A 23,242-nucleotide genomic window follows, 5' to 3' on the forward strand; every position below is an offset into this window, starting at 1 on the left:
CAATTTCATCCGGGGCTGGAAATGCCCCCCGGTCAGGGGCGCCGATGCCCCTCGTTGCCGGAAAGCACCGGACCGTTGACCCTATAACGGCCAAACCGGGCCGCCCCTTCACACCGGTTGCAGTACCGATGAGAATGGGTTATCATGTTTTCCGCTGACATTGCATCCGCGGAACCCCGTGCTTCCAGGGGGGGGGTAAGTCCCGCCCGCATGCAGATCGTCCCCGAAAAAGGAGTTCCGGCGAATCGCTGCCTTAACTGGAGGATGGGAGTCCCGAAATGATCAAACTCATCGATCTGCTCAAGATCACCGGCGTTTACCTGAACAGCTATAAAATTCATTGCGCTGCGGGCAAGGACGACTCCCCGCTGGAAGCCTTCTTCGAAGGCCGGTTCAAGGCCTGGCAGGAGCATCAGAACCAGCAGAATTTTCGATGCGATGAGATCATCTCCCTGATCCACCTGCAGGAGGACAAATGGCTTTTTGCCGGCATATACCAGGTGCTGGGCGTAAAACACCGCAAAGCGGGGGACAAAAGCTGGTTTGAATATGGCACCAAAGAGATGGCCGGCCTCGAGCATCTCACCGGTCGCATCGTCATCCAGTTCCGCAAGCGCTTTATCGCATCCCATTTGATCGGCATAAAATACATCGACAAGCTGCTGGTATCTGAAATTCGTGAAAAGCGGATGCGGGTTTCGGACTTTCCCGGATACAATGCCATCAACCTGAGTTACCGGCTGCTGCGAACCGTTGTCCGAAAAAATTTACCCCAATGGAAAGAAGCCCTGAGCAATGTCAGCGGGATTTATCTGGTTACTGACACCCATACCGGCAAACATTTTGTCGGCAGCGCCCATGGCGGCGACACGATCTGGCATCAATGGGTCTCTTTTGCCATCAGCGGCCATGCGGATGTCAAACCATTGAGCCGGCTTTTGAGCCGCGAGGTGGGCGACTACCAGTTCAATTTCCAATTTTCCATACTCGAAATCTGCGACCTGAAGACAGGCAGGGATTATGTCCTGTCCAGGGCACAGCACTGGAAACAGGTGCTGCGTTCGATTGAATTTGGTTACAATGAAAAATAAGATCCCGCTGCGTTTTCGCCGATCCCGGGGCGGCCGCCATTGAAATGGCGTTGATCTGGCCGCATCATTGGGCTAAATTGGAAAAACGATGTACCGACAGTCGAAAATGCCTGATTCTTTTTAGTGCATACCCTGCTCCGCCATCCACTTGCCCTACCCTGGAAAACATGCCTTTCAGGCCCGGCTGCCGTATATCTTTTATGGACCGTTCTCCTTGCCGCTTGACCCGGGATTGACGGTAACGTCTTTTTTACAGGAGGATCGCCACATGGATGACAAGCACCACCAAAACAGCATCGGCGGCAGGGAGGCGTGCCTGTGCGACCGGACACTGGAAAAGGATATCCAGCGTCACATGCGGTTCACCATGGGCAGGGACCCGGCCAAACCCAACCGGCATGCCTGTTTCATGGGATTGGCATACAGCGTCCGAGACCGCCTCATGGACCGGTGGTTCCACACCCAGCGCTCCCAGTATGACACCCTGGCCAAGCGGGTGTACTTTCTCTCCCTGGAATTTCTGCCGGGCCGATTTCTCATGAACTACCTGATCAGCCTGAAGATGGTTGACGAAGCCCGCCGGACGGTGGAGAAGATGGGCTTTGATCTCGACGAACTGGAAGAGGAAGAATGGGATGCCGGCCTGGGGAACGGCGGCCTGGGACGCCTGGCCTCGTGCTACATGGACTCGCTGGCCTGCCTGGACTTTCCCGGCTACGGTTACGGCATCCGCTACGATTACGGCATATTCCACCAGACCATGGAAAATGGATGGCAGCGGGAACAATGCGACAACTGGGCCCGTAAAGGAACGCCCTGGGAAATCCGCCGTGGAGAATTTTTAATTCCGGTCCGCTTTTACGGCCACACCGAAACCCGCACCGATGCCAACGGCCGCCAGTACTACCGCTGGGTCGACGGCGAAGTGGTCATGGCCATGGCCTGCGATATCCTCGTCCCCGGCTACGGAGATGGTTTCGTCACCAATATGAGACTGTGGCGGGCCCAGTCCAGCCGGGAGTTCAACCTGGATGAATTCAACCAGGGAGACTATATCGGCGCCGTCGAGGCCAAGGTGCTCAGCGAAAACATCTCAGGGGTGCTCTACCCCAGCGACGAAATGGAACAGGGCCGGGAACTGCGCCTGAAACAGCAGTATTTTTTCGTGGCCGCCACCCTGGCCGATATCATGCGTCGATTCAAAAAATTGAACCGGAATTTCTCCGAACTTCCCGATTTCGTGGCCATCCAGCTCAACGACACCCACCCGGCCATCGCCATTCCCGAACTCATGCGCCTGCTCATGGACGGGGAGGGGATGGCATGGGACGACGCCTGGCCCGTCTGCGAAAAAACGTTCGCCTACACCAACCACACGATACTCCCGGAAGCCCTGGAGACCTGGCCCGTTGACCTCATCCGCCGGCTTTTGCCCCGGCACATGGAAATCATATTCGAGATCAACCGCCGTTTTCTGAACGAGGTGCGAACCCGCCAGCCATCGGACAGCAGCCTTCCGGGGCGTGTATCGCTGATTACGGACAGCGGTCAGCAGCGGGTCCGCATGTCCCATCTGGCCATCGTGGGCAGCCATACCGTCAATGGCGTGGCCGAGCTGCACAGCAAAATTATCAGGGAAGATCTGTTCAGGGACTTCGACACGGTATTCCCCGGACGCCTGGCCAATGTCACCAACGGCATCACCCCCCGCCGATGGCTGGCCCAGGCCAATCCCCTGCTGGCACGGCTGATCAATGAAACCATCGGGCCCGAGTGGATCACGGATCTGGATCGACTGCGGGAACTGGAACCCCTGGCCGACGACGCTGCATTTCGCCGACGCTGGATGGAGACCAAACGGGACAACAAAAAACGGCTGGCACGCTATGTCCTGAGAAAAATCGGTCTGGGCATCGATCCGGACACCCTTTTCTCGGTGCAGGTCAAACGCATCCATGAATACAAGCGGCAGTTGCTCAACGTGCTGCACGTGATTACCCGTTTTCACCGCATCAAGGCCGCCCCCGGCCTCCCGGTGGTGCCGCGTACGACCATCTTTGCCGGCAAAGCCGCCCCGGCCTACCACCAGGCCAAACTGATCATCCGTCTGGTCAACGCCGTGGCTGAGAAAATCAATAATGACCCGGACATCCAGGGAAAGCTGAGGGTCCTGTTTTTACCCAATTACTGCGTCTCCCAGGCCGAGAAAATTATCCCGGCGGCAGACCTGTCCGAGCAGATTTCCACCGCCGGTATGGAAGCATCGGGAACGGGAAACATGAAGATGTCCCTGAACGGGGCCCTGACCATCGGCACCCTTGATGGCGCCAACGTGGAAATCATGGAGGAAGTGGGCCGGGAAAACATTTTCATCTTCGGGCTGACGGCAGGCCAGGTAACCACCCTTCGCAACGGCGGCTACCACCCGGGGACCTACTACGACGGTGATGCCGAACTGAAACAGGCCCTGGACAGCATCAGCCGGGGTGACTTCTCGCCGGAAGACCCCCATCTCTTTGCGCCCGTCGTCGATTCGCTGCTTCACCAGGGGGATTACTACATGCTCCTGGCCGACTACCGGGACTATCTAACCGCTCAGGAATCGGTGGACAATGCCTTTCAGGACAAGGAAGAATGGGCCCGGAAATCGATCCTCAACACCGCCCGCATGGGTAAATTCTCCAGCGACCGCTCGGTCAGGGAATACGCCGACCGCATCTGGGAATTGAAGCCGCTGCCGGCGGTTGAATTAGGTGAAGAGTCTTTAGGCTGAAGGTAAGATTCGCGGAAGCGCCAATCCTCAAAAAAATAACAATTGTTAAACGCCAAATCCCAAATAAATTCCAAATCACAATATCCTAACCGCAAATTCAGGGCCAGGTCCTGCAACAGATTGTCATTATGATATTTCCAGTTTGAAATTTTGAATTTGGCTATTGTGATTCATTTGCCATTTGGGTTTTGGGTATTGTGATTTATAATTGGTTTTGTGATCAAAAAACAAAGCTTTCAGGAAAAATCAACAATTTGTCAACCAAGAGGCCATCCACATGCCCGAAGATAAAAGCATGCCCTCTCCTGCCAGTTCGGTGTCCATCGCCCGGCAGCCCATTTTTGACCAGAACCGTCGATTGTGGGGTTATGAACTGTTTTGTGTCGGCGAGGACCCGTCGGCCACACCGGACTGCACGCCGGAAAATACGGCCATCAACGTTGCCGCAAGCGCGTATATGGGGCTCCAGCAGATTCTGAAGCAGGGCCACAAAATAATGCTCAATTTTGATGAGATCGGCATCCTGGATGACATGCCCTATGCCCTGCCCCCGGTGCTTGCCGCGGTCCAGGTGGATGAACAGGTATTTCTGCGCCCGACCATCCCTGAGATATTGGCACGCCTGAAATCCGATGGCTACCTGATCGCCGTCAGCGGGTTCAGCGGTGAGCGGCAGTTCGAGCCGTTATACCGGTTGGCGGACATCATTGCCGTACCGGTGATCGGCAAACAAAAAGCGGAGGTGTCGACCCTGTTGGCCACCATCCACGATGTGGATGCCAAGCTGCTGGCCCGTCGGGTGGATGAGGCCGCCGCCTTCGACATGGTCCGGGAAGCGGGTGTCACCCTGTTCGAGGGGGCCTTTTTCAAGCAGCCGGACACCATCAGGGTGAGGAAGATGACCTCCAGCGCGGTGTCGCGCCTGCAACTGCTCAAAAGTATCGAACAGCAGGACCCGGATATCGATGGCCTCGCGGAAACCATTCAATCCGATGCCGCCATCAGCTTCCGCCTGCTGGCCTACCTGAACGCCTCCGCCTTCGGCTTTTCTCAAAAAATCAAATCCATCCACCATGCCATCCGGCTGCTGGGATGGCCGAAACTGAAAAACTGGCTGCGGGTGGTCCTGCTCAACGACATGAGCCAGGCCGCAGACACGCCGGACCTGCTCCGTCTTTCCGCCCAGCGGGGCAAATTCCTGGAACTGGTGGCCCGGCATCACGATTTCTGGGGGTTCGATCCGGAAAGCCTGCACCTGCTGGGACTGTTTTCCCTGCTCGACACCATGCTGGGCACCCCCATGGCGGACATCGTCACCTTTCTGCCCATCGAAAACAAAATCAAGGGCGCCCTGCGCCGCGATTCCAACAACGAGTACCTGCCGCTGGTCCGTCTCGCCCAGTGCGTCGAGGAAGCCCGCTGGGAGGACGCCGGAGCCATGATGCAGCAGCTCAACCTGGATCGGGCGAAGGTGACAGCCGCCTTCAAGGATGCCGTGGAATGGGCCAACCAATTGACGTCGGCGGACGGCGTGGACCGGCATGATACCGATTAGACGGTCGATACCGATGCCCCCGGGGCATCCCCTTTCTATCGTTCGGGAAAGGCGGCCTACCCTTCCTTGATCACGATCTCTTCCCCGAGCGTGGCCCCGAGAAGCAGATCAAGGCCACCGCCTTCGGTGGAAAAATTCTTCGGGGTGTATTCCGTACAGGGCTTGCCGCCGCATTCATTGTCCGGAAGCAGTCCCATGCGCTGGTAGGCCTCGCCCACCAATTCGCTGCAGAACAGGCTGGACAGGTCCTCTTCCACATGGCCCATGGGACCGTCCCACACGGCCTTGACCATCTGGATGATGTGCGCTTCGTAGGGGCGGTCTTTCATCTCCTGTCGGAAACGGGAAAGGGCGTCGAGCATGCCGGGCGTGCGGTCAACGCTCAGGTGCCGGACGGCGATCGTACCATTGTAGGCCTTGACCGCTTCACTCATCACGTTGATCTGCACCCCGTTTTTCAGATTGCCGTCAACAAAGTCCTTTGCCTTGCACACCGGCGTGGCCTGGTAAAGCAGGGCCACGTCCGGCTGTTTCACGCGTACCACCATGGCCACGTGAGACCAGGTGCAAAGGGCGCCGATCTTCAACCCCATGCTGATCAGGCCTTTTCCTGAAAACAGTACGATGTCACCGGTATCCAGCCGCTCTCTCACGTCATCGTAAATCGCCATCAGCCAGTTCCTTTCTCCAGAGGGTAAAAGGGTTGTCGTATGCCGGCCAGTCGCAGGGGGGCATACGCCCGCGCGGGCCTTTCGGGTATCAGTAAAACCAGTGGATATGACGAACGGAATTCAAACCGGATGGAACGCTGTATTTTCAGTATCAGATGGATCGGGGGGTTACAAATGGTTTTCCGGTCCCTGTTTCTGGATGCAACCGCCGTAAAGGGTCAACCAGGGGGCCCGGCACCCAACAGGTCACGGAGCACCTCCCGTTCCTGCAGGTTGGGCAGGACGCCAAAAAGCCCGGCTTCCAGGACGATCTCCCCGCGCTGGTTGGTAAAGACGGCTTCGGCTTCCGCCCGATTCTTCTCATCCAGGGCGATGAGCGTGCAGCGGCAGGTGATGGTGTCGTTGAGATAAACCGGCTTCCTGAACCTGAAATTCATCCCCGAGGCCAGCCATCCCATCTGGCCGCCCATCTCGGTGATCATGCCGCCCACAAGCAGGCCATGGCAGATCCGGTCCGTGAACCCCTTGAGGGCAACGAACCGCCGGCTGGAGTGGATGGGGTTGTCGTCCCGGGTCACGTCGGCAAAGGCCTTGACATCTTTCTCGGAAAAGGTCCGGGTGAGGGTGAATGTATCACCGGTCTTCAGCCCGGCAACGGTCCGGCGGCGGATGTCGGTCATGGGAAAACTCCGTTTCCTTAGGGTTCAAGGATTCGAGGGGTCCGGGGTTCGAGTGAAGGCAGACGATCGTTTAACTGTTGGATCAAGCTTCAGGTTCGGATCGTTGTGAAAAGCGAGCCACAAAACAACCCATTTGCAATTTCGAAAGACCAGGGTTGAAATCATCTCATGATGGCGATTGAAAAAAGGCGGAATGCCTTCCTTGCCCCTCGTCCCTTGGCCCCTTGGATCCTTCTCATTTTTTTATCTTAACCCACAGCAGCCTCGCCTTCCCCTTGCCCGTGTTTTTCCATTGGGAGGGGGTTTCACTGCTGAGATAGATCACATCCCCCGGTTTTGCCGGAATCATGCGGTTGCCGACGTTCAATTCCACCTGGCCTTCGAGGAGATACCCCATTTCCTGGCCTTTGTGGACGAAAAAATGGGCGGAAAGTTTCTTGCCGGGGGGAATTTCGATCAGGTAGGGTTCGGCGTCTGCATCGAATTCCGCCGGACTCAGCCGGTAACCGACCGCATCCCGTTTCGGCAGGTCGGACAGGGCGACCCGGGTGCCGCCGTCCGAGAAAACCACCTGATCCACTGCGTCGGACCGCTCCTGGAAAAAAGCGGCCACCGGAACGTTCAACACCTGGGCGATTTTGTACACCCCCGGCAAAGAGGGGTAGATGGTACCGCTTTCGATCTGGGAAATGGTGCTGGGCGTCACTCCCACCAGGGCGGCCAGCTCTTTCTGGGCCATGGCCTGCCGTTTTCTGATCTGTTTGACCCGGCCGCCCAGATCGATGTTTCCGCCCTTGCCGGTCTCCGTTTCAAAGGCCACCGCCAGTCCGTCGTTCCAGTATATCAGGGGACGGTTCAGCGCGTCGGGCTTGCGTTTGTCCGCCTTGAGGATGGTCAGTGCCGACTTTCCCCGTTTGACGGACAGGTCGATGGCCACCTGGGCAATATGGTTGATGTTGGCCCTCAGCCGTTCCGAGTGGGCACGCTTTTCCATGATCCAATAGGCGATGGTATCCAGTTCATAGAGTCGCGGGCAGGCATGGGAGTAAAACTTCAGAATCGCCTCTTCCCCTCCCCACAGGTCCTGCATGCCGGTGAGCGAGTCGAATACGAAGCGCACGTCCCCCGTCATGGAACCGTGCAGGCTGTAAAAGGCATCGGAGACCACTTTCGGATCTCCGGGTTCGTTGATTCGAACGATGCGGTAGGGCCACCGGGCGCCGTCTTTCTCGTAAAATTTACTGAACACCTCGCTGCCGTCCCCTTTTCCGTGGGTGAAGCAGTCCAGGATGGTCAGATGCTGATTCTCCGCCAGCGGTCCCAGATCCTCCAGCAGGGTTCGGGGGGACCGGTCAAAGCTGATGTATATCAACGGCTTGCCCTGACGCTGGGATTCATGCACAAAATTGAGGCTGAAGGTCGCGGCCAGGCTGCCGGCATCGTCGTACCAGACGACGTTATCGCCGATAAACAGCGCCCCCAACTGCCGGTCAAGCTGCCGGACCCCCGAAGATACGCGGATTTTATTTTTAAACATGATACCCTCGTAAAAAAGTGCATTTCCGACGGATTCGTAAAAAAGCCGAGATCAAGGCTTGCGAGTCGTAAGGAATGAGGCGTACTGACGGTACGCCGCAGTGACGAGGGATGAAGCGTAACGCAGAAATCGGCATTTTTACGAATCCGTCAAACATGAATGCGGCACCTGTTGACATCGGTTGACATTTCAACTTCGGTGATCACGATACACTAACGGGCGGGTTGGACGAAAGTTAAAAAAAAGGTTGCCAAAAACCTGTCGGATCAATTAATGCGGCAGCGACAGCTATACGACAGGAAACAGCGGGTTGGGCCACTGGCTTGGGCGCTGATAATTCGGAAGGCAAAACCATGGTGAAAAAGAAACCGATCGTTGTCATCGGATGTGCGGTGCTCGGAGTGGACATGAAGCATGCCGCCAGGCACCTGGGGCTCGACGTCGACTTCAAATTCCTGGAAGCCGGACTTCACGAACGGCCCGACCTGCTGAAAAAAAAGCTGCAGGCGGCCATCGATGCGGTATCGGCCGCCGGCGACGCCGAACGGATCGTGATCGGTTACGGGGTCTGCGGCAGGGGCACCATCGGTATCCAGGCCCGTGAGATCCCGCTGACCATCCCCAAGGTGCACGACTGCATCGCCATGTTCCTGGGCGGCCCCGAGGCGTATCGCAGGCAATTCAAAAAATTCCCCGGTTCTTACTACATCACCGCCGGATGGTACGAGGAAAAAGCCGTACCGGTTTCCCAGCGCAAACTGCAGGCCTGGTATGGCGACCAGCGGGTCCACCGTGACGACATCGCCCGTCAGCACGGCGAGCGGGCGGCGGACCAGACCATTGCCTTTCTCAACTCGTGGCAAAAAAATTATCAGCGGGCCGCCTATATCGATACCGGCGTCAGAAACGGCGGGAAATCCGAGAAGCATGCCCGGGAAATGGCCGAGGCCTATGGCTGGCGCTATGAAAAAATCCCCGGCAGCCTGGCCCTGGTCGAAAAAATGCTGACCGGCACCGCCACCACCGACGAGATCCTTTTCGTCGCGCCCCGGCACGCCATCGAATTCGATGCGGTGACCGGCACCCTGTCATCGCATCCCTTGTGGGCGGAGCGCTCCGCCACAGGGGACGGCACCACCGTGGTCACCGGGGGCGCGCCAGCCGCGTCGCGCACCGCCGGCATCGGACTGGGCATCGATGCCGGCGGCACCTATACGGACGCGGTGGTCTACGATTTCATCAGCAAGGCCACCCGGTGCAAAGGCAAGGCCCTCACGACCCGCTGGGATTTTACGGTCGGCATCGATCGGGCCCTCGAAAAACTGGATCCGGACCAGCTGAAACAGGTGGAGATGGTGGCCCTGTCCACGACCCTGGCCACCAATGCCATCGTGGAGGGCGACGGCCAGCGGGTGGGCCTGCTGCTCATGCCCCCTTACGGCATATACCGGCCGGATGATTTTCACCACGAACCCAAGGCACTGATCCCCGGACGCCTGTCCATCACCGGTGAAGAAATCGAGCCGGTGGACGAAGAACGGGTGCGGCAGACCGTCACGCGGATGGTGGAAATAGAGCGCGTCAGCGCCTTTGCGGTATCCGGTTTTGCCGGTGCCATCAATCCGGACCACGAATTGACGGTCAAACGCATCATCCGGGAGGAAACGGGCCTGTGGGTCACCTGCGGGCATGAGTTGTCCGCCATTCTCGATTTTACAATCCGGGCCACCACGGCGGTGCTGAATGCCCGCATCATACCCCGACTGGGCCGGCTGATCGTCAATCTGGAACATTCCCTCAAAAGAAACAACATTCTCGCACCCATCGTGGTGGTCAAGGGAGACGGGACCCTGATGCAGGCGGAGATGGCCAAACAGCGGCCGGTGGAAACCATATTCTCCGGTCCGGCCGCCAGTGTGGCCGGCGCCCGGCACCTCACCGGCCTTGAAGATGCCCTGGTGGTGGATGTGGGCGGCACCACCACGGACACAGCGGCAGTCGAGGACGGCAGGGTGCGCGTCTGCAGCACCGGATCCACCGTGGCCGGCCGGCGGACCCATGTACGGGCCCTGGATATCCGCACTGCCGGACTGGGGGGTGACAGCCTGATCAACCGCGAAAAAGGCACCCTCTCCATCGGTCCCCGCCGGGTGGCGCCCATTGCCTGGCTGGGTGCCAATTCGGACGGCGCCGTTGAGGCCATCGAATACCTGAGCACCCGCCTGCGCCATTTTGAGACCAGCACCCGAAACATGCAGATCCTCGCCCTCAACGAAACGGCGGACCGGCTGGAGCCGACGGAGATGGAGAAGAAGGTCCTGGACCTGCTTGGGAAACGACCCCGATCCATCCTGGAACTGACCCGCCGGACCGGTGTGCTTCTGGACCGCCACCTTCCCCTGGACCGGCTGGAAGAAAACTTTGTCGTCCAGCGTTGCGGGCTGACCCCGACCGACCTGCTGCATATCAATGGAGAGTTCCGGCGCTGGGACCCGGCGACGGCCGACCGGTTTTTCCACATGTTCGCCGCCTTGAACAAAAAAGCGGAAAACGCCCTGCTGAAAGAACTGCTGGAAACCGTATCGCGAAACCTGGCCCTGGAGATTCTAAAACGCCAGCTGGACGATGAGGTCAACCCCGAGGCCCTGCACAGCTGCCCGGTCTGCCAGGCTTTGATGAACAACGTCTTCAACGGCGGGAACAGCCATTATCGCATGCACATCGACTTCAAACGGCCGGTGGTGGGCATCGGCGCGCCCATCGCCTTTTTCCTTCCCCGGGCAGCCGCCATGATCGGTGCCCGGGCCGTCCTGCCCGAGCATGCCGACGTGGCCAACGCCATCGGGGCCATCACCAGCAGCGTGGTAATCGAGCGCCAGGTGCGCATCATCCCCGGTGGGGACAGCGGATTTCTCATCGAAGGCCTCTCCGGCGCCAGGCGTTTCAAGGAATTCGAGACGGCGGATGCATTCGCCAAAGGCCAACTGGTCGGCATGGTGCGGACATTGGGCCGGGAAGCCGGCACCAGCAGCACCGAGGTCACGATCGAAACCGAGGACCAGCTTCCCGTGGATGCCGGCGGGAATCCGGTCTTCATCGGCCGGATCCTCAAGGCTCGGCTCACCGGTCCCCCCGACCGCGTCGTGGCCGAAACGCCGATGGTCAGCGCCGTATAGGTCGCCCCCCCATGAGGAACGGATGCGGTTACAATGGCGGGCCATTGTCTGAGGTGAATCCAGGAATACGGGAGGCAGAGGCCAGTAGAGGTTCGATGCCGCTGCACACCGGCGATTCCCTGTCCGTGATTGCGCCGAAGGCGGTTCCTTCTTCTGGATGCTGACTCCCGAATTCTCCTTTATCGAATTCAGGCAACACCGACTGGCCCTGACCTGGGCCAAAGACGTGATTCTCCGGAATCTTAAAACACGGCACAGGTCTATTCGACCAGGTCACGGATCGCTTTGATGCCGGCCAGGGAGAACTGCGTGGTGTGCTCGGCGATCCGATTTACGCATTCGGGGGTCAGTTCATCCTCATCGAGAAAGTCAACCCGGCTTCTGCGAAGCAGGCTGTATCCCCGGCACTGGTTGACGATGCTCATCTCGCAGAGCTTGACTGCCGTCTCGGGCACATCCGGCCCCATGATCTTTCGAATCAGTTCGGTCATCTCTTGTCGGCGGGGAGCGATTTCCTCTTTCCAGGCCTCGTCGATCAAGCCGGTCGGATTGGCCAGTTCCATCAGTTCCATCCGCCGAAAATTGCTCCTGTGCCCATCGATGTTCAGAATCTTGACGATAAATCGATGAATCATAAAGCCGAACCGCTTTTCCGGCGAAAGATCCGCTGACGTTTCTTCCATCCCGGCCAGAAACTGCTGCAAGGCCTGGCGCCAGGCCGCCACGTACAACGAGTCCTTGTCGCCGAAATAGTAGTTGACGGCGGCCACGTTGGCACCGGCCCGACGGCAGATCTCGGTGATCGTTGCCATCCGGTACCCCTTTTCCGCAAATACCGAGCAGGCTGCATCCAGTAATTTCTGCTTGGTTTCCTTGCCGTCTTTCCGCTTTGCCATTTAATAAACCTTATATTTACGAATAGTTAAAAACTAATACAGAATATTAATTGTTTATTTTAAATGACTTTTTAAAAAATTTATTTGATAATGTCAACTGTCTTTGCTATATCCGCCCTGCCATCACGGCAGGTGTGATCCATGGATCGACAACGAAATGGCATCCTCAACACCAAATGGAAACAGCAGACGGAGGAAATAGGTACCCATGAAACCGATAAATCAAATGAGGGTAAAAATTGGCATGGCGATCGTCCCGTTGGCCGTCCTGGCCATGGTCGGCTGCCAGAAAGCCAAAAAGGAAACCCGGCAGCCGGCGCCGACGCCCCAGGTATCGGTGGTAACCGTCCAGCCGCAACCGATCATGCTGACAACCGAATTGCCCGGCCGCACATCCGCCTACCGGATCGCCGAGATCCGGCCCCAGGTCAACGGCCTCGTCCAGAAACGGCTGTTTACCGAGGGCGTCGACGTAAAGGCCGGTCAGGTTCTTTACCAGATTGACCCCGCCTCTTTTCAGGCAACGCTGAAAAACGCCGAGGCCGCCCTTGCCCGATCCAGGGCCAACCTGCCCGCCGTTCAATCCAGGGTCGATCGCTACGAGGAACTGCTGGCCGAAAAAGCGGTCAGCCAACAGGATTACGACGATGCCAACGCCTCCCTCAGGCAGGCCGAGGCCGACGTCCAGTACTGGCAGGCCACGGTGGAGACCGCCCGCATCAACCTGGACTACACCCGCATCACCGCGCCCATCTCCGGCCGCATCGGCCGTTCCAATGTGACCGAAGGGGCCATCGTGACCGCCTATCAGCCGGTGGCCCTGGCAACCATCCAGCAACTGGATCCCATCTATGTGGATGTGCCACAGTCGACCACCGAACTGCTGCGCCTGAAGCGGCGCCTGGCAGACGGCCGCCTCAACCGGGACGACATGAACCACAAAATCGCCACCCTCATCATGGAAGACGGCGCCACCTATCCCCAGGAGGGAACCCTGCAGTTCCAGGATGTGACCGTGGATCCCACCACCGGTTCGGTGACCCTGCGGGCCGTGTTCCCCAACCCCGACGGTTCGCTGCTGCCGGGCATGTTCGTGCACACCGTCATCAATGAGGGCGTCAACCAGGCGGCCGTCCTGATCCCCCAGCAGGGCGTTTCCCGGGATCGTCGGGGCAACCCCATCTCCCTGATCGTGGATGACGAAAGCAAGACAGCCCTGCGCATGCTCACCGTGGACCGCGCCGTAGGCGACCAGTGGCTGGTTTCGGCCGGCCTGGCCTCCGGCGACCGGGTGATCGTCGAGGGGCTGAAAATGCTGCGGCCCGGCACCCTGGTGAAGCCATCCCCTTTCCATGCAGCCGACGCGAATCCGGCCAAAGCGACCCCGCCGGCCGGCGCACCCAACTAACGGAGGCATCTGATGTTATCGAAATTCTTCCTGGACCGGCCGGTCTTCGCCTGGGTGATCGCCATCGTCATGATGAGCGCCGGGGCCCTGGCCATCTATAACCTGCCCATATCCCAGTATCCGCCCATCGCCCCGCCGTCCATCGCCATCGAGTCTTATTATCCCGGGGCCTCGGCGGAGACCGTGGAAAACACGGTGACCCAGATCATCGAGCAGAAGATGACCGGCCTGGCCGACATGCTCTACCTTTCCGGAGAAAGTTCGTCCTCCGGCACCTCGCGGATCGAACTGACCTTCGAGCCGGGCACCGATCCGGACCTGGCCTGGTCCAAGGTGCAGAACAAGCTCCAGCTGGCCATGGCCAGCCTGCCGGACGTGGTCCAGCGCCAAGGTGTGAAGGTCAGCAAATCGACCCGCAACTACCTGATCATTATCGGGCTGATTTCCGAAGACGGCAGCATGAACGGCGACGATCTGCGCGACTACGCCCAGTCCAACCTGGAAAAAATCCTCTCCCGGGTGCCGGGGGTGGGTGAGGTCGAAGCCTTCGGATCCCAGTACGCCATGCGGATCTGGACGGACCCGGACAAACTGACCAATTTTCATCTGACCATGGAAGACGTTATCGGGGCCCTGCAGGCTTACAACGTGGAGGTCTCGGCCGGCCAGTTCGGCGGGACCCCGGCCGTGGAAGGCCAGCGCCTGAATGCGGCCATCGTGGTCCAGCACCTGCTCCAGACCCCCGAGGAGTTTGCCGCCATCCCGATCGTGACCAACCCCGACGGGTCGGTGGTGCGGATCAGGGACATCGGACGAACCGAACTGGGCACCGAGCGCTACGACGTGGTGGCCAAAAACAATGGCAAGCCCGCTGCCGCCATGGCCATCCGCCAGGCCGCCGGCGCCAACGCCCTGGACACGGCCGATGCCGTCAAAGCGAAAATGGAGGAGATGAGCCGCTATTTTCCGCCCGGTATGAAGGTGGTCTATCCCTATGACACCACCCCCTTTACCGAGGTGGCCATCCGGGAGGTGGTCAAAACGCTCTTCGAGGCGGTTTTTCTGGTCTTCGTGATCATGTATCTGTTCATGGGGACCTTCCGGGCCACCCTGATCCCCACCATCGCTGTGCCGGTGGTGCTGCTGGGGACCTTTGCCGTTCTGGGGCTGTTCGGGTTTTCCATCAATATGCTCACCATGTTCGCCATGGTGCTGGCCATCGGCCTGCTCGTGGACGATGCCATCGTGGTGGTGGAAAATGTGGAGCGCATCATGGCCGAAGAAGGCCTCTCGCCCCGGGAGGCCACGGCCAAGTCCATGGACCAGATCACCAGCGCGCTCATCGGCATCGGTCTGGTGCTGGCGGCGGTCTTCGGGCCCATGGCCTTTTTCCCCGGGTCCACCGGTGTCATCTACCGCCAGTTTTCCCTGACCATCGCCGCGGCCATGCTCCTGTCGGTGGTGGTGGCCCTGATTTTGACCCCGGTGCTGTGCGCCGCGCTGCTCAAGCCGGTACCGGCAGGGCACCAACCGGCCGACGGCGCCGTGTTTTTCCTGCGCCCCTTTTTCCGGTGGTTCGACCGGTCCTTTTCCCGTTTCCGTGACATCTACGTCAAACATGTCGGCCGGGTGCTGGCCAAAAAACTGCGCTACCTGCTGGTATTTGTGCTGATCGTGGTCGCCATGGGCTATCTTTTCAGACGCATGCCCACGGACTACCTGCCCAACGAAGACCAGGGGATCATGCTGGTCCAGGCCGTGCTGCCGGGAAATGCCACCCTGGAGCAGACCGATAGGGTCATGGACAAAGTCCGGGACCATTTTCTGACCCGTGAAAAAGAGGCCGTGGATTCGATCATGACCATTCCGGGAATCAGTTTCGGCGGCCAGGGGCAGAACATGGGACTGGCCTTCGTCAAGCTCAGGGACTGGGACCTGCGCCAGCGGCCGGATCTGAAGGTCGACGCGATTGCCGGCCGGGCCATGGGCGCTTTTTCACAGATCAGGGAAGCCATGGTCTTCGCCTTTCCGCCGCCGGCGGTACTGGAACTTGGCAATGCCACCGGGTTTGACTTCCAGCTCCAGGATCGCGGCGGGGTGGGCCATGCCAAACTGATCGAGGCCCGCAACCAGCTGTTGGGCATGGCGGCCCAGGACCCGCGCCTGGTCAAAGTGCGGCCCAACGGCATGGAGGACGTACCCGAATACCGCATCGACGTCGACTGGGACAAGGCCGGCGCCCTTGGGGTGCCCATCTCCAGCATCCACACCACCATCGCCGCGGCCTTCGGCAGTTCCTATGTCAACGACTTTATCCAGGCCGGGCGCGTCAAGCGGGTCTTCGTCCAGGCCGACGCCCCGGACCGCATGCTGCCCGAGGACCTGAACAAGCTCTATGTGCGCAACACGGCCGGCAAAATGGTCCCCTTCGCCTCCTTTGCCTCAGGGCACTGGACCCAGGCGTCGCCGCGGCTGGAGCGCTACAACGCCTTCCCCGCCATCAACGTCTGGGGCGAGCCGGCCCCGGGGCGCAGTTCGGGTGAGGCCATGGCGGCCATGGAAGAGATCGTGGCCCGGCTGCCCGAGGGGATCGGCTTCGACTGGACGGGCCTGTCCTACCAGGAGCGCATGGCCGGCTCCCAGGCGCCGCTGCTGTATGCCTTTTCCATCTTCGTCATCTTCCTCTGCCTGGCGGCCCTGTACGAGAGCTGGCCGATCCCCATCGCGATTCTGCTGACCCTGCCCCTGGGGGCCATCGGCGGGGTGATCGCCTCCACATGGCGGGGAATGCCCAACGACGTCTATTTCCAGATCGGGCTGCTGACCACCATGGGGCTGACCACCAAAAACGCCATCCTCATCGTCCAGTTCGCCCGGGCCAGGGTGGATGAAGGCGCCCGGCTGACCGCGGCCACCCTCGAAGCGGCCAAGCTGCGCCTGCGCCCCATCATCATGACCTCCCTGGCCTTCGGATTCGGTGTCCTGCCCCTGTTCCTGGCCAGCGGGGCCGGGGCCGGGGCCCAGCGGGCCATCGGCACCGGGGTGCTGGGCGGCATGGTCACGTCCACCATCCTGGTGACCCTGTTTGCCCCGCTTTTTTACGTGATTATTTACAAAGCGCTGGGAAAACATCGAAAAAGCGTTACCATGAAACACATTGTTGAAAACGGCTCAGGGGGGACAGTCTCATGAACAGGCACTTTATTTTCGTATGGGTCGGCATCGCCCTGCTGCTGGGCGCCTGCTCCCTGACCCCGACCTATACCCGGCCCGACGCGCCGGTAGCCGACTCCTGGCCCGACGGACCGGCCGATGGGAAAACCGATATCCAGCCCGATGGGCTCCGTGCCGCCGATATCCCCTGGCGGGAATTCTTCGTCGACCCGGGCATGCAGCAGACCATCGCAGCGGCCCTGGAAAACAACCGCGACCTGCGCCTGGCGGCCCTCAATGTGCAACGGGCCCGGGCAGTCTACGGCATTCAGCGGTCGGCCCTCTATCCGGCCGTGGACGCCACCGCCAACGCCAGCAGACAGCGCGTCCCGGCGGACCTCACCAACACCGGCGACGTCGAACGGCCGGAGCAGTACGATGTCAATCTGGGGATCTTCGCCTGGGAGATCGATTTTTTCGGTCGCCTGCGCAGTCTGCGGGACCAGGCCCTGGAATCCTTCCTGGCCACGGAGCAGGCATACCGCAGCACCCGGATCCTGATCGTCTCGTCCGTTGCCGATGCCTATCTCTCCCTGGCCGCCGACCGGGAGAACCTGGCCCTGTCGCGAACCACCCTCCAGGCCCAGCAGGATTCCTACCGGCTGATCAAACGGCGCTATGACGTCGGCCTGGCCTCGGAAATCGATCTCAACCGGGCCCAGACCCAGGTGGATGTGGCCCGCCGCAACATCGCCAGCTACACCCTGCAGGTGGCCCGGGATGCCAACGCACTGAAACTGCTCGTCGGTACAGTGGCGCCGGTTCCCGAGGAGATGCTGCCCGACGACCTGGCCGGCGTAAAACCGCCCGCAGTGGTCCGGGCCGGCCTTTCTTCGGAGGTGCTGCTTTTGCGCCCGGACATCCTGCAGGCCGAAAACCAGCTCAAGGCGGCCAACGCCAACATCGGCGCGGCCCGGGCTGCGCTGTTTCCGCGCATCTCGCTGACCACGACCCTGGGAACGGCCAGCGGCGATCTGTCCGGTCTGTTCGAATCCGGATCGGGCACCTGGCTGTTCGCCCCCCAGCTGGCCTTGCCGGTGTTCGATGCGCGGCTGTGGTCGGCGGTGGACGCCGCCAGGGCAGAAAACCGGATCGCCCTGGTTACTTACGAAAAAGCCATCCAGACCGCATTCCGGGAGGTGGCCGACGCATTGGCCGTCCAGGGAACCATCGACGACCGCCTGGCCGCCCAGCAGTCCCTGGTACGGGCCGCATCGGAGACCTATCGCCTTTCCGACATGCGCTACACCAAGGGAATCGACAACTACCTCAGCGTCCTGGATGCCCACCGCTCGCTCTACGCCGCCCAACAGGAACTGGTGGTGCTCAAACGGGAAAAAATCGCCAACCAGGTGCGACTCTACGCCGTATTGGGCGGCGGCGCGGAGTGAACCGGCCCCGGGACCTCGGGATGCCCGCTGCCCCTTCTGCCCGACCACAGCCCATGGCGCCGGCCGCTTCCACATGCCAATGAAACGCCAAAAAGAATTCATGGAGATGGCCCGACGCATCTGCCGCACCAGCAGCAGAATCATCGACAGGTGCAGCCCGGGCCGGATCCAATCCGGCGATAAAGTGCTCTCCCCGACGCAATGTCATCTATGCGAGGTGGTCCGGCAGTGCCAGCCGGTGACGGTCACCGAGCTGGCCCGGCACCTGCGGGTAACCGCCCCTTCGGTCTCGGTCATGGTCGAACGGCTGGTCGAGCAGGGCTTTTTGAAACGGGGAGCGCATCAAAAAGACCGGCGGAAATGCGTCATCGCCCTGACGCCGCTGGCAGCCGGCGAACTGGCTCGTGAAGAAGCCCGGCGCCTTCGGCCCATCTGCGATCTTCTGGCAAAGGCCGGCCCGGACAAGGCCAGCCAATGGCTGACCGCTTTCAGCCAGATTGAGACGGAGATGACCGACACGAACTCGTGACCGGCTCCCGGCTGTAGTGCCGCAGCCCGATCTCAACCGCCTGCCCGCCGTTCCATCCAAGAGGGTGAGCCGTCTGCCGACGCCCCTGAAGGCGAATACTGCCTTCCGCTTTCTCCTGCATGTCCCTCCTGCCGTTACAAACTGTTACCCGCCCGTAACCCAACTCCCATAAAGGCACACAGACAGCGGCCGATAGCACAACCAGACGTTGATTACGAGGCCATGAGAAAACCATATTGGATGGTTTGGCATTCATCTCACCCAAACCCAAGGAGGCAGAATCATGATGTCAGGTATTTCAGGTATGAACGCTATGATGGGGGGCATGCGTCCCGACCCGCAGCAGATGTTCAACCGCATGGACAAAGACGGCAGCAGCAGCATCGACAGGGACGAACTCGGCGCCATGGCGGAAAAAATGGCCGAAAAGACCGGCACTGAAATCGACGTGGACAGCCTGATGGAGGCGTATGACGGCGACGGCGACGGGGTTCTCAACCAGGAGGAAACCCAGGCCGCCATGGAAAGCCTCAAGGATCAGATGGGACCGCCACCAGCTGGCGGACCGGGGGCAGGGGGAGGACCGCCGCCGCAGGCGGAGACGTCCGGCGTATACGGTCAGGACGGCGCCGACGCCCAGTCCACCATCGCGCAATTGCTCGACGCCCTGTCCGAGTCGGGGGATGAAGACCGGGAGGACGCGGTAACCCGGGCGTGGATCGACACCCTGAAGGGCGAAAATCAATCCTACGCCCCCGTCGACACCCGGGCATAGGCCTTCGCCGGCCGCCCGTCCCGGGGCGGCCGGACGAACCGCTCTTCGATCAGGGGCCGTATCGACGCTTGCCGCGGCCGCCCGTCATCTGCTGCCAGTGAAGCGTTGACGGCGACAGAATCCGGCGCCGTCGTATTACAAACGGCATTCGGGGGCCGACGACATCCCGGCGGTTTCGGGGCCGCTGTGAACCGCCAGGCCGGTCTTTGAGGCAACCGCCCGCAGCATGCCCTCGAAAAGCCATCGGTGGGTGGGCAACAGCACGTACCAGTACAGGATGCCGGCCAGGCCCCGGGGCAAAAATCGGGAAATCATCTTCAATTCCACCCTGCCCGGGCCTTGCGGCGCGATGACAAACTCCAGCAGGGCGTCGCCCGGCGTCTTCATTTCCGCCAGCAGCAGCAGGCGATGGGGCGGATCCAGGGCAACCACCCGCCAGAAATCCAGGCCGTCGCCTACCCGCAGGCTTTCAGGATGACGCCGTCCCCGCCGCAGGCCGGGACCGCCGACAAGCCGATCCATGACCCCCCGCAACCACCAGAGGCCCTGGGCAAAGTACCAGCCGTTGGCGCCGCCGATGGCCTGCACCGTGGACCAGACCCTTTGGGTGTCGCCTTCCAGGACAATGCGGTGAGCGCCGCCCAGCACCGTACCACCCGCATAATCGGCATCCCCGCAGGTGGTCCACTCGGGCGGCAGGCTGCCGCCGCCGTCGAACCAGCAGGTATCCACCTCTTCCTGGCGGATGCGTTCCAGCGCTGTCCGAACGGTCTGTCGGGTATCCATGACCGCCACCGGCACCAGTTCCCGGATGCGATGGTCCCGGCAAACCACCGGAATGCTCAACCCTTCGGCCAGGGGCTGGGCGATGGCGGCCGGTACCGGGGTCACCAGGTGAACCCAGCGGGCGCTCAGCCAGGGCGTCAGCACCGGCACGGGAATGATGAGCCGCCGCCGAAGGCCCGCTTCGCGGGCATAGATCTGAATAAGGTCCCGATAGCTCAGGATATCCGGACCGCCGATATCGAAGGTCCCGCCGACGGTTTCGGGCGCCGCCAGACACCCCTGGAGGTAATCCAGCACGTTGCCGATGGCGATGGGCTGGCAGGGCGTCCGGACCCACCGGGGCGTAATCATCACCGGCAGGCGGTCCACCAGGTAGCGCAGCATCTCGAAGGAGGCGCTTCCCGATCCCAGGATCATGGCCGCCCTGAGGATGGTCACGGGCACGGGGCCTGCCCGAAGGATCCGCTCGACCTCGTGGCGCGATTTGAGATGGCGGCTCAGGCCTTCGTGACCCGCCTCTCCCAATCCCCCCAGGTAGATGATACGGGACAGGCGGTTGTCCCGGGCCGCCGCGACCATGTGACGGGCCGCGGTGCGGTCCGCATCGGCAAAGCGTCCCTTGTGGGCGTTCATGGAGTGGATCAGGTAGTAGGCCGTGCCGCAGCCGCTGGCGGCACTGACGAAGGCGTCGCAGTCCAGAGCATCGCCGGGGACAATCTCCAGGCGCTCATGGCTGCCCCAGGGCCGGCACCGCAGCCGTTCCGGGGAGCGGGCCATGGCGCGCACCCGGTGACCCCCGGCCAGCAGGCGCGGGATGAGCCGTCCGCCGACATAACCGGTGCCGCCGGTAACCAGAATGGGTGGGGTTGATGGTTTCATGAAGCACCGGAAAGCCGGAAAAAGCGTCAATGATTGGCGTGGATGGCAGCGACCGGCTTACATCGGTGCCGCCCGCGGCTAAAAGTCGTTGATGGCATCCACCATCTGCCTGAGCCGGCCGAACGCCCGCTTGTTGAAATCCACAACCAGCCGGGGCAGGCCGGCAAGCTCCGGTTCGTCCATCTCCTCGTCAAAAGGGCCGGAAAGGCGCATGTCGCCGCCGGGGGTCAGAATATCCCCATAGGCGTTTTTGAGCGTGTCCACATGATCCTGGTCCAGGGGGGTCAGCATGCGGATCACCAGCTGACCGCCCACGTATCGCAGGCTGTGATACCGGGAGTAAAAATGATGGATCCGGGCAACGACGTCATCTGCCCGGTACATCGTTTCCATGAGTTGAAAGTCGTCGTGGGAGATGTACCCCTGGCCGGACAATTCCTTTTCCAGAAAATGACACAGCCGCTCCCAGTAGGTTCCCCCGGGTTCGTCCATAAAAATCAGGGGCAGCGGATAGCGTTTGCCGGTCTGCAGCAGGGTAATGGACTCCATGGCCTCATCCAGGGTGCCGAATCCGCCGGGGAAAAGCACCACTGCATCAGCCTCCTTCAGGAATGCCACCTTACGGTTGAAAAAGTACTTGTAGGAGATATGGCGAGGATTCCCGACCAGCACGGGGTTGGGTTTCTGCTCGAAGGGCAGCCGGATGTTGACGCCGAACGAATGCTCCGGGCCGGCCCCCTCGTTGGCCGCCTGCATGATCCCTGGCCCGCCGCCGGTGATCACCATGAATCCGGCCTCGGCCAGCCGCTTCCCCAGGGTTTTCGCCATCTGGTACAGGGGCGCATCCGGCGGGGTCCGGGCCGAGCCGAATACGGTCACCTTGCGCACGGTTCGATAGGGTCCGAAAACTTTGGCGGTAAAACGCATCTCCTTCAGGGAGGCATTCATCAGCTTCAGGTCGGCACGGCCGCCGTTCTCCTGGCCGGCCTTCAGGCCGGCCAGAATGATTTCACGCACGATATCCGTGTTGACGATGCCGCCCGCTTCCGTCATCAGCCGGTCGATGGAATCGTCAACCGGTCCGTTGGTCCGGGTGAAGTGCAGTTCCACGGGTGTCGATGGTTCGATTTCGAGGTTGTCCGCCATGTCCGTCATTCCTTTCCCGATAATGGCTGTGAAAACGATAGTGTAACCGTTTTTCCACAATTAGCAAGCAGGAGGTGGAATCGGCACCGCATGCGACCGCGCGTCCGTTACGGTTCAAACCGGCTGGAAAATGATTATGTTAAGGGTTCGCAAGGGAGGGTGACCATGCAATTGTCCGAATTCAAGGCCGCGGGAAACGTGCTGACCCTGGAGGTCCGCGAGGAGATCCGGAAAGCCCGATTCAAGGCCATCTGCGAGGATATGGACCGGGCCACAGCAGCCCTGGGGACTGTCCGGCTGGTGCTGGTGATGCGGCACTACCCCTCTTTTAACAGTGCCGAGGATTTCTACGACGACTTGCGGTTTTTAAGGCTGTATGACCATGCCATCGACCGGGTGGCTGTCGTGTGCGACCGGTTCTGGAAGGACTCCTGGGTGGGCATTTTCAGCCTGTTCAGCGGTATCCGCATGCAATTTTTTGAAATGACGCAGGTCAGGGCGGTCACCCGGTGGATTCAAGGCAACTGAGACGAACGGATCCTCGGGGAGGCCCTGATCATCCGGCATGACCATCCGGTTTGGATGGATGGCCGGGAGGACGTCCGGCAGGGACGGCCATCGGGCGGACGTCGGCGGCCACCGGAACCGCCAGGCGATCCGTCGTCACCGCTCGGCGGCACGGCCGGCTGGCGCCGGGGCCCGGCCGCACGTTACGCATCAAGGTGGACACCGGGTG

16 protein-coding genes are annotated in these 23,242 nt (G+C 60.6%); 10 read left to right on the forward strand and 6 right to left on the reverse strand.

What is annotated here, in order from left to right:
• Positions 1 to 278: 278 nt before the first annotated feature.
• From DSCA_RS11955 to DSCA_RS11965, 3 genes are all read left to right on the forward strand, one after another.
• Entirely contained in the window at positions 279 to 1,091 is an 813-nt protein-coding gene (locus DSCA_RS11955) for a GIY-YIG nuclease family protein (protein ID WP_155316650.1), read from the forward strand.
• Between the two features lie 268 nt (positions 1,092 to 1,359).
• Positions 1,360 to 3,864 (forward strand): glycogen/starch/alpha-glucan phosphorylase, encoded by a 2,505-nt coding sequence (locus tag DSCA_RS11960; protein ID WP_155316651.1) that lies wholly within the window; start codon positions 1,360 to 1,362, stop codon positions 3,862 to 3,864.
• 277 nt (positions 3,865 to 4,141) lie between these two features.
• Positions 4,142 to 5,419 carry an EAL and HDOD domain-containing protein gene (locus DSCA_RS11965; protein WP_155316652.1) on the forward strand — a complete coding sequence of 426 codons (1,278 nt, stop codon included), beginning with the start codon at positions 4,142 to 4,144 and terminating at the stop codon, positions 5,417 to 5,419.
• Between the two features lie 56 nt (positions 5,420 to 5,475).
• Here the strand turns inward: DSCA_RS11965 and DSCA_RS11970 are convergent, their stop codons facing one another.
• The 3 genes from DSCA_RS11970 to DSCA_RS11980 form a co-directional block, all read right to left on the reverse strand.
• Positions 5,476 to 6,090 carry a hypothetical protein gene (locus tag DSCA_RS11970; RefSeq protein WP_155316653.1) on the reverse strand — a complete coding sequence of 205 codons (615 nt, stop codon included), beginning with the start codon at positions 6,088 to 6,090 and terminating at the stop codon, positions 5,476 to 5,478.
• A 218-nt stretch (positions 6,091 to 6,308) separates the two neighbouring features.
• Positions 6,309 to 6,770 carry a MaoC family dehydratase gene (locus DSCA_RS11975; RefSeq protein WP_155316654.1) on the reverse strand — a complete coding sequence of 154 codons (462 nt, stop codon included), beginning with the start codon at positions 6,768 to 6,770 and terminating at the stop codon, positions 6,309 to 6,311.
• Between the two features lie 235 nt (positions 6,771 to 7,005).
• Positions 7,006 to 8,307 (reverse strand): cupin domain-containing protein, encoded by a 1,302-nt coding sequence (locus DSCA_RS11980; RefSeq protein WP_155316655.1) that lies wholly within the window; start codon positions 8,305 to 8,307, stop codon positions 7,006 to 7,008.
• Positions 8,308 to 8,660: 353 nt separating this feature from the next.
• Between DSCA_RS11980 and DSCA_RS11985 the strand changes: the two genes are divergently transcribed.
• Positions 8,661 to 11,483, forward strand: a complete 2,823-nt coding sequence (locus tag DSCA_RS11985) for a DUF1638 domain-containing protein (protein WP_155316656.1) — start codon at positions 8,661 to 8,663, stop codon at positions 11,481 to 11,483.
• A 260-nt stretch (positions 11,484 to 11,743) separates the two neighbouring features.
• On the opposite strand, the gene DSCA_RS11990 is transcribed toward DSCA_RS11985, so the two are convergent.
• Entirely contained in the window at positions 11,744 to 12,379 is a 636-nt protein-coding gene (locus DSCA_RS11990; RefSeq protein WP_155316657.1) for a TetR/AcrR family transcriptional regulator, read from the reverse strand.
• Positions 12,380 to 12,587: 208 nt separating this feature from the next.
• On the opposite strand from DSCA_RS11990, the gene DSCA_RS11995 reads away from it, so the two are divergent.
• The 5 genes from DSCA_RS11995 (at position 12,588) to DSCA_RS12015 (ending at position 19,695) form a co-directional block, all read left to right on the forward strand.
• On the forward strand, positions 12,588 to 13,787 hold the full coding sequence (locus tag DSCA_RS11995) for an efflux RND transporter periplasmic adaptor subunit (RefSeq protein ID WP_155316658.1): 1,200 nt from the start codon (positions 12,588 to 12,590) through the stop codon (positions 13,785 to 13,787).
• A gap of 12 nt (positions 13,788 to 13,799) precedes the next feature.
• Positions 13,800 to 16,979, forward strand: a complete 3,180-nt coding sequence (locus DSCA_RS12000; protein WP_155316659.1) for an efflux RND transporter permease subunit — start codon at positions 13,800 to 13,802, stop codon at positions 16,977 to 16,979.
• Positions 16,976 to 18,391, forward strand: a complete 1,416-nt coding sequence (locus DSCA_RS12005) for an efflux transporter outer membrane subunit (protein ID WP_155316660.1) — start codon at positions 16,976 to 16,978, stop codon at positions 18,389 to 18,391. Before DSCA_RS12000 ends, DSCA_RS12005 begins: the two co-directional genes overlap by 4 nt.
• 73 nt (positions 18,392 to 18,464) lie before the next feature.
• Positions 18,465 to 18,920, forward strand: coding sequence for a MarR family winged helix-turn-helix transcriptional regulator (locus tag DSCA_RS12010; RefSeq protein ID WP_167527738.1), 456 nt, complete (start codon positions 18,465 to 18,467; stop codon positions 18,918 to 18,920).
• A gap of 283 nt (positions 18,921 to 19,203) precedes the next feature.
• Positions 19,204 to 19,695, forward strand: a complete 492-nt coding sequence (locus tag DSCA_RS12015; RefSeq protein ID WP_155316662.1) for an EF-hand domain-containing protein — start codon at positions 19,204 to 19,206, stop codon at positions 19,693 to 19,695.
• Positions 19,696 to 19,830: 135 nt separating this feature from the next.
• On the opposite strand, the gene DSCA_RS12020 is transcribed toward DSCA_RS12015, so the two are convergent.
• Positions 19,831 to 21,360: an SDR family oxidoreductase gene (locus tag DSCA_RS12020; RefSeq protein ID WP_155316663.1), complete on the reverse strand. Its 1,530-nt coding sequence runs from the start codon at positions 21,358 to 21,360 to the stop codon at positions 19,831 to 19,833.
• A gap of 78 nt (positions 21,361 to 21,438) precedes the next feature.
• Positions 21,439 to 22,506: an LOG family protein gene (locus tag DSCA_RS12025; protein ID WP_231716459.1), complete on the reverse strand. Its 1,068-nt coding sequence runs from the start codon at positions 22,504 to 22,506 to the stop codon at positions 21,439 to 21,441.
• A gap of 165 nt (positions 22,507 to 22,671) precedes the next feature.
• Between DSCA_RS12025 and DSCA_RS12030 the strand changes: the two genes are divergently transcribed.
• A complete protein-coding gene (locus DSCA_RS12030) occupies positions 22,672 to 23,034 on the forward strand; it encodes a SpoIIAA family protein (RefSeq protein WP_167527739.1) in 363 nt (120 codons plus the stop codon).
• Positions 23,035 to 23,242 lie beyond the last annotated feature (208 nt).

The organism is Desulfosarcina alkanivorans, assembly GCF_009688945.1.
Lineage (GTDB): Bacteria > Desulfobacterota > Desulfobacteria > Desulfobacterales > Desulfosarcinaceae > Desulfosarcina > Desulfosarcina alkanivorans.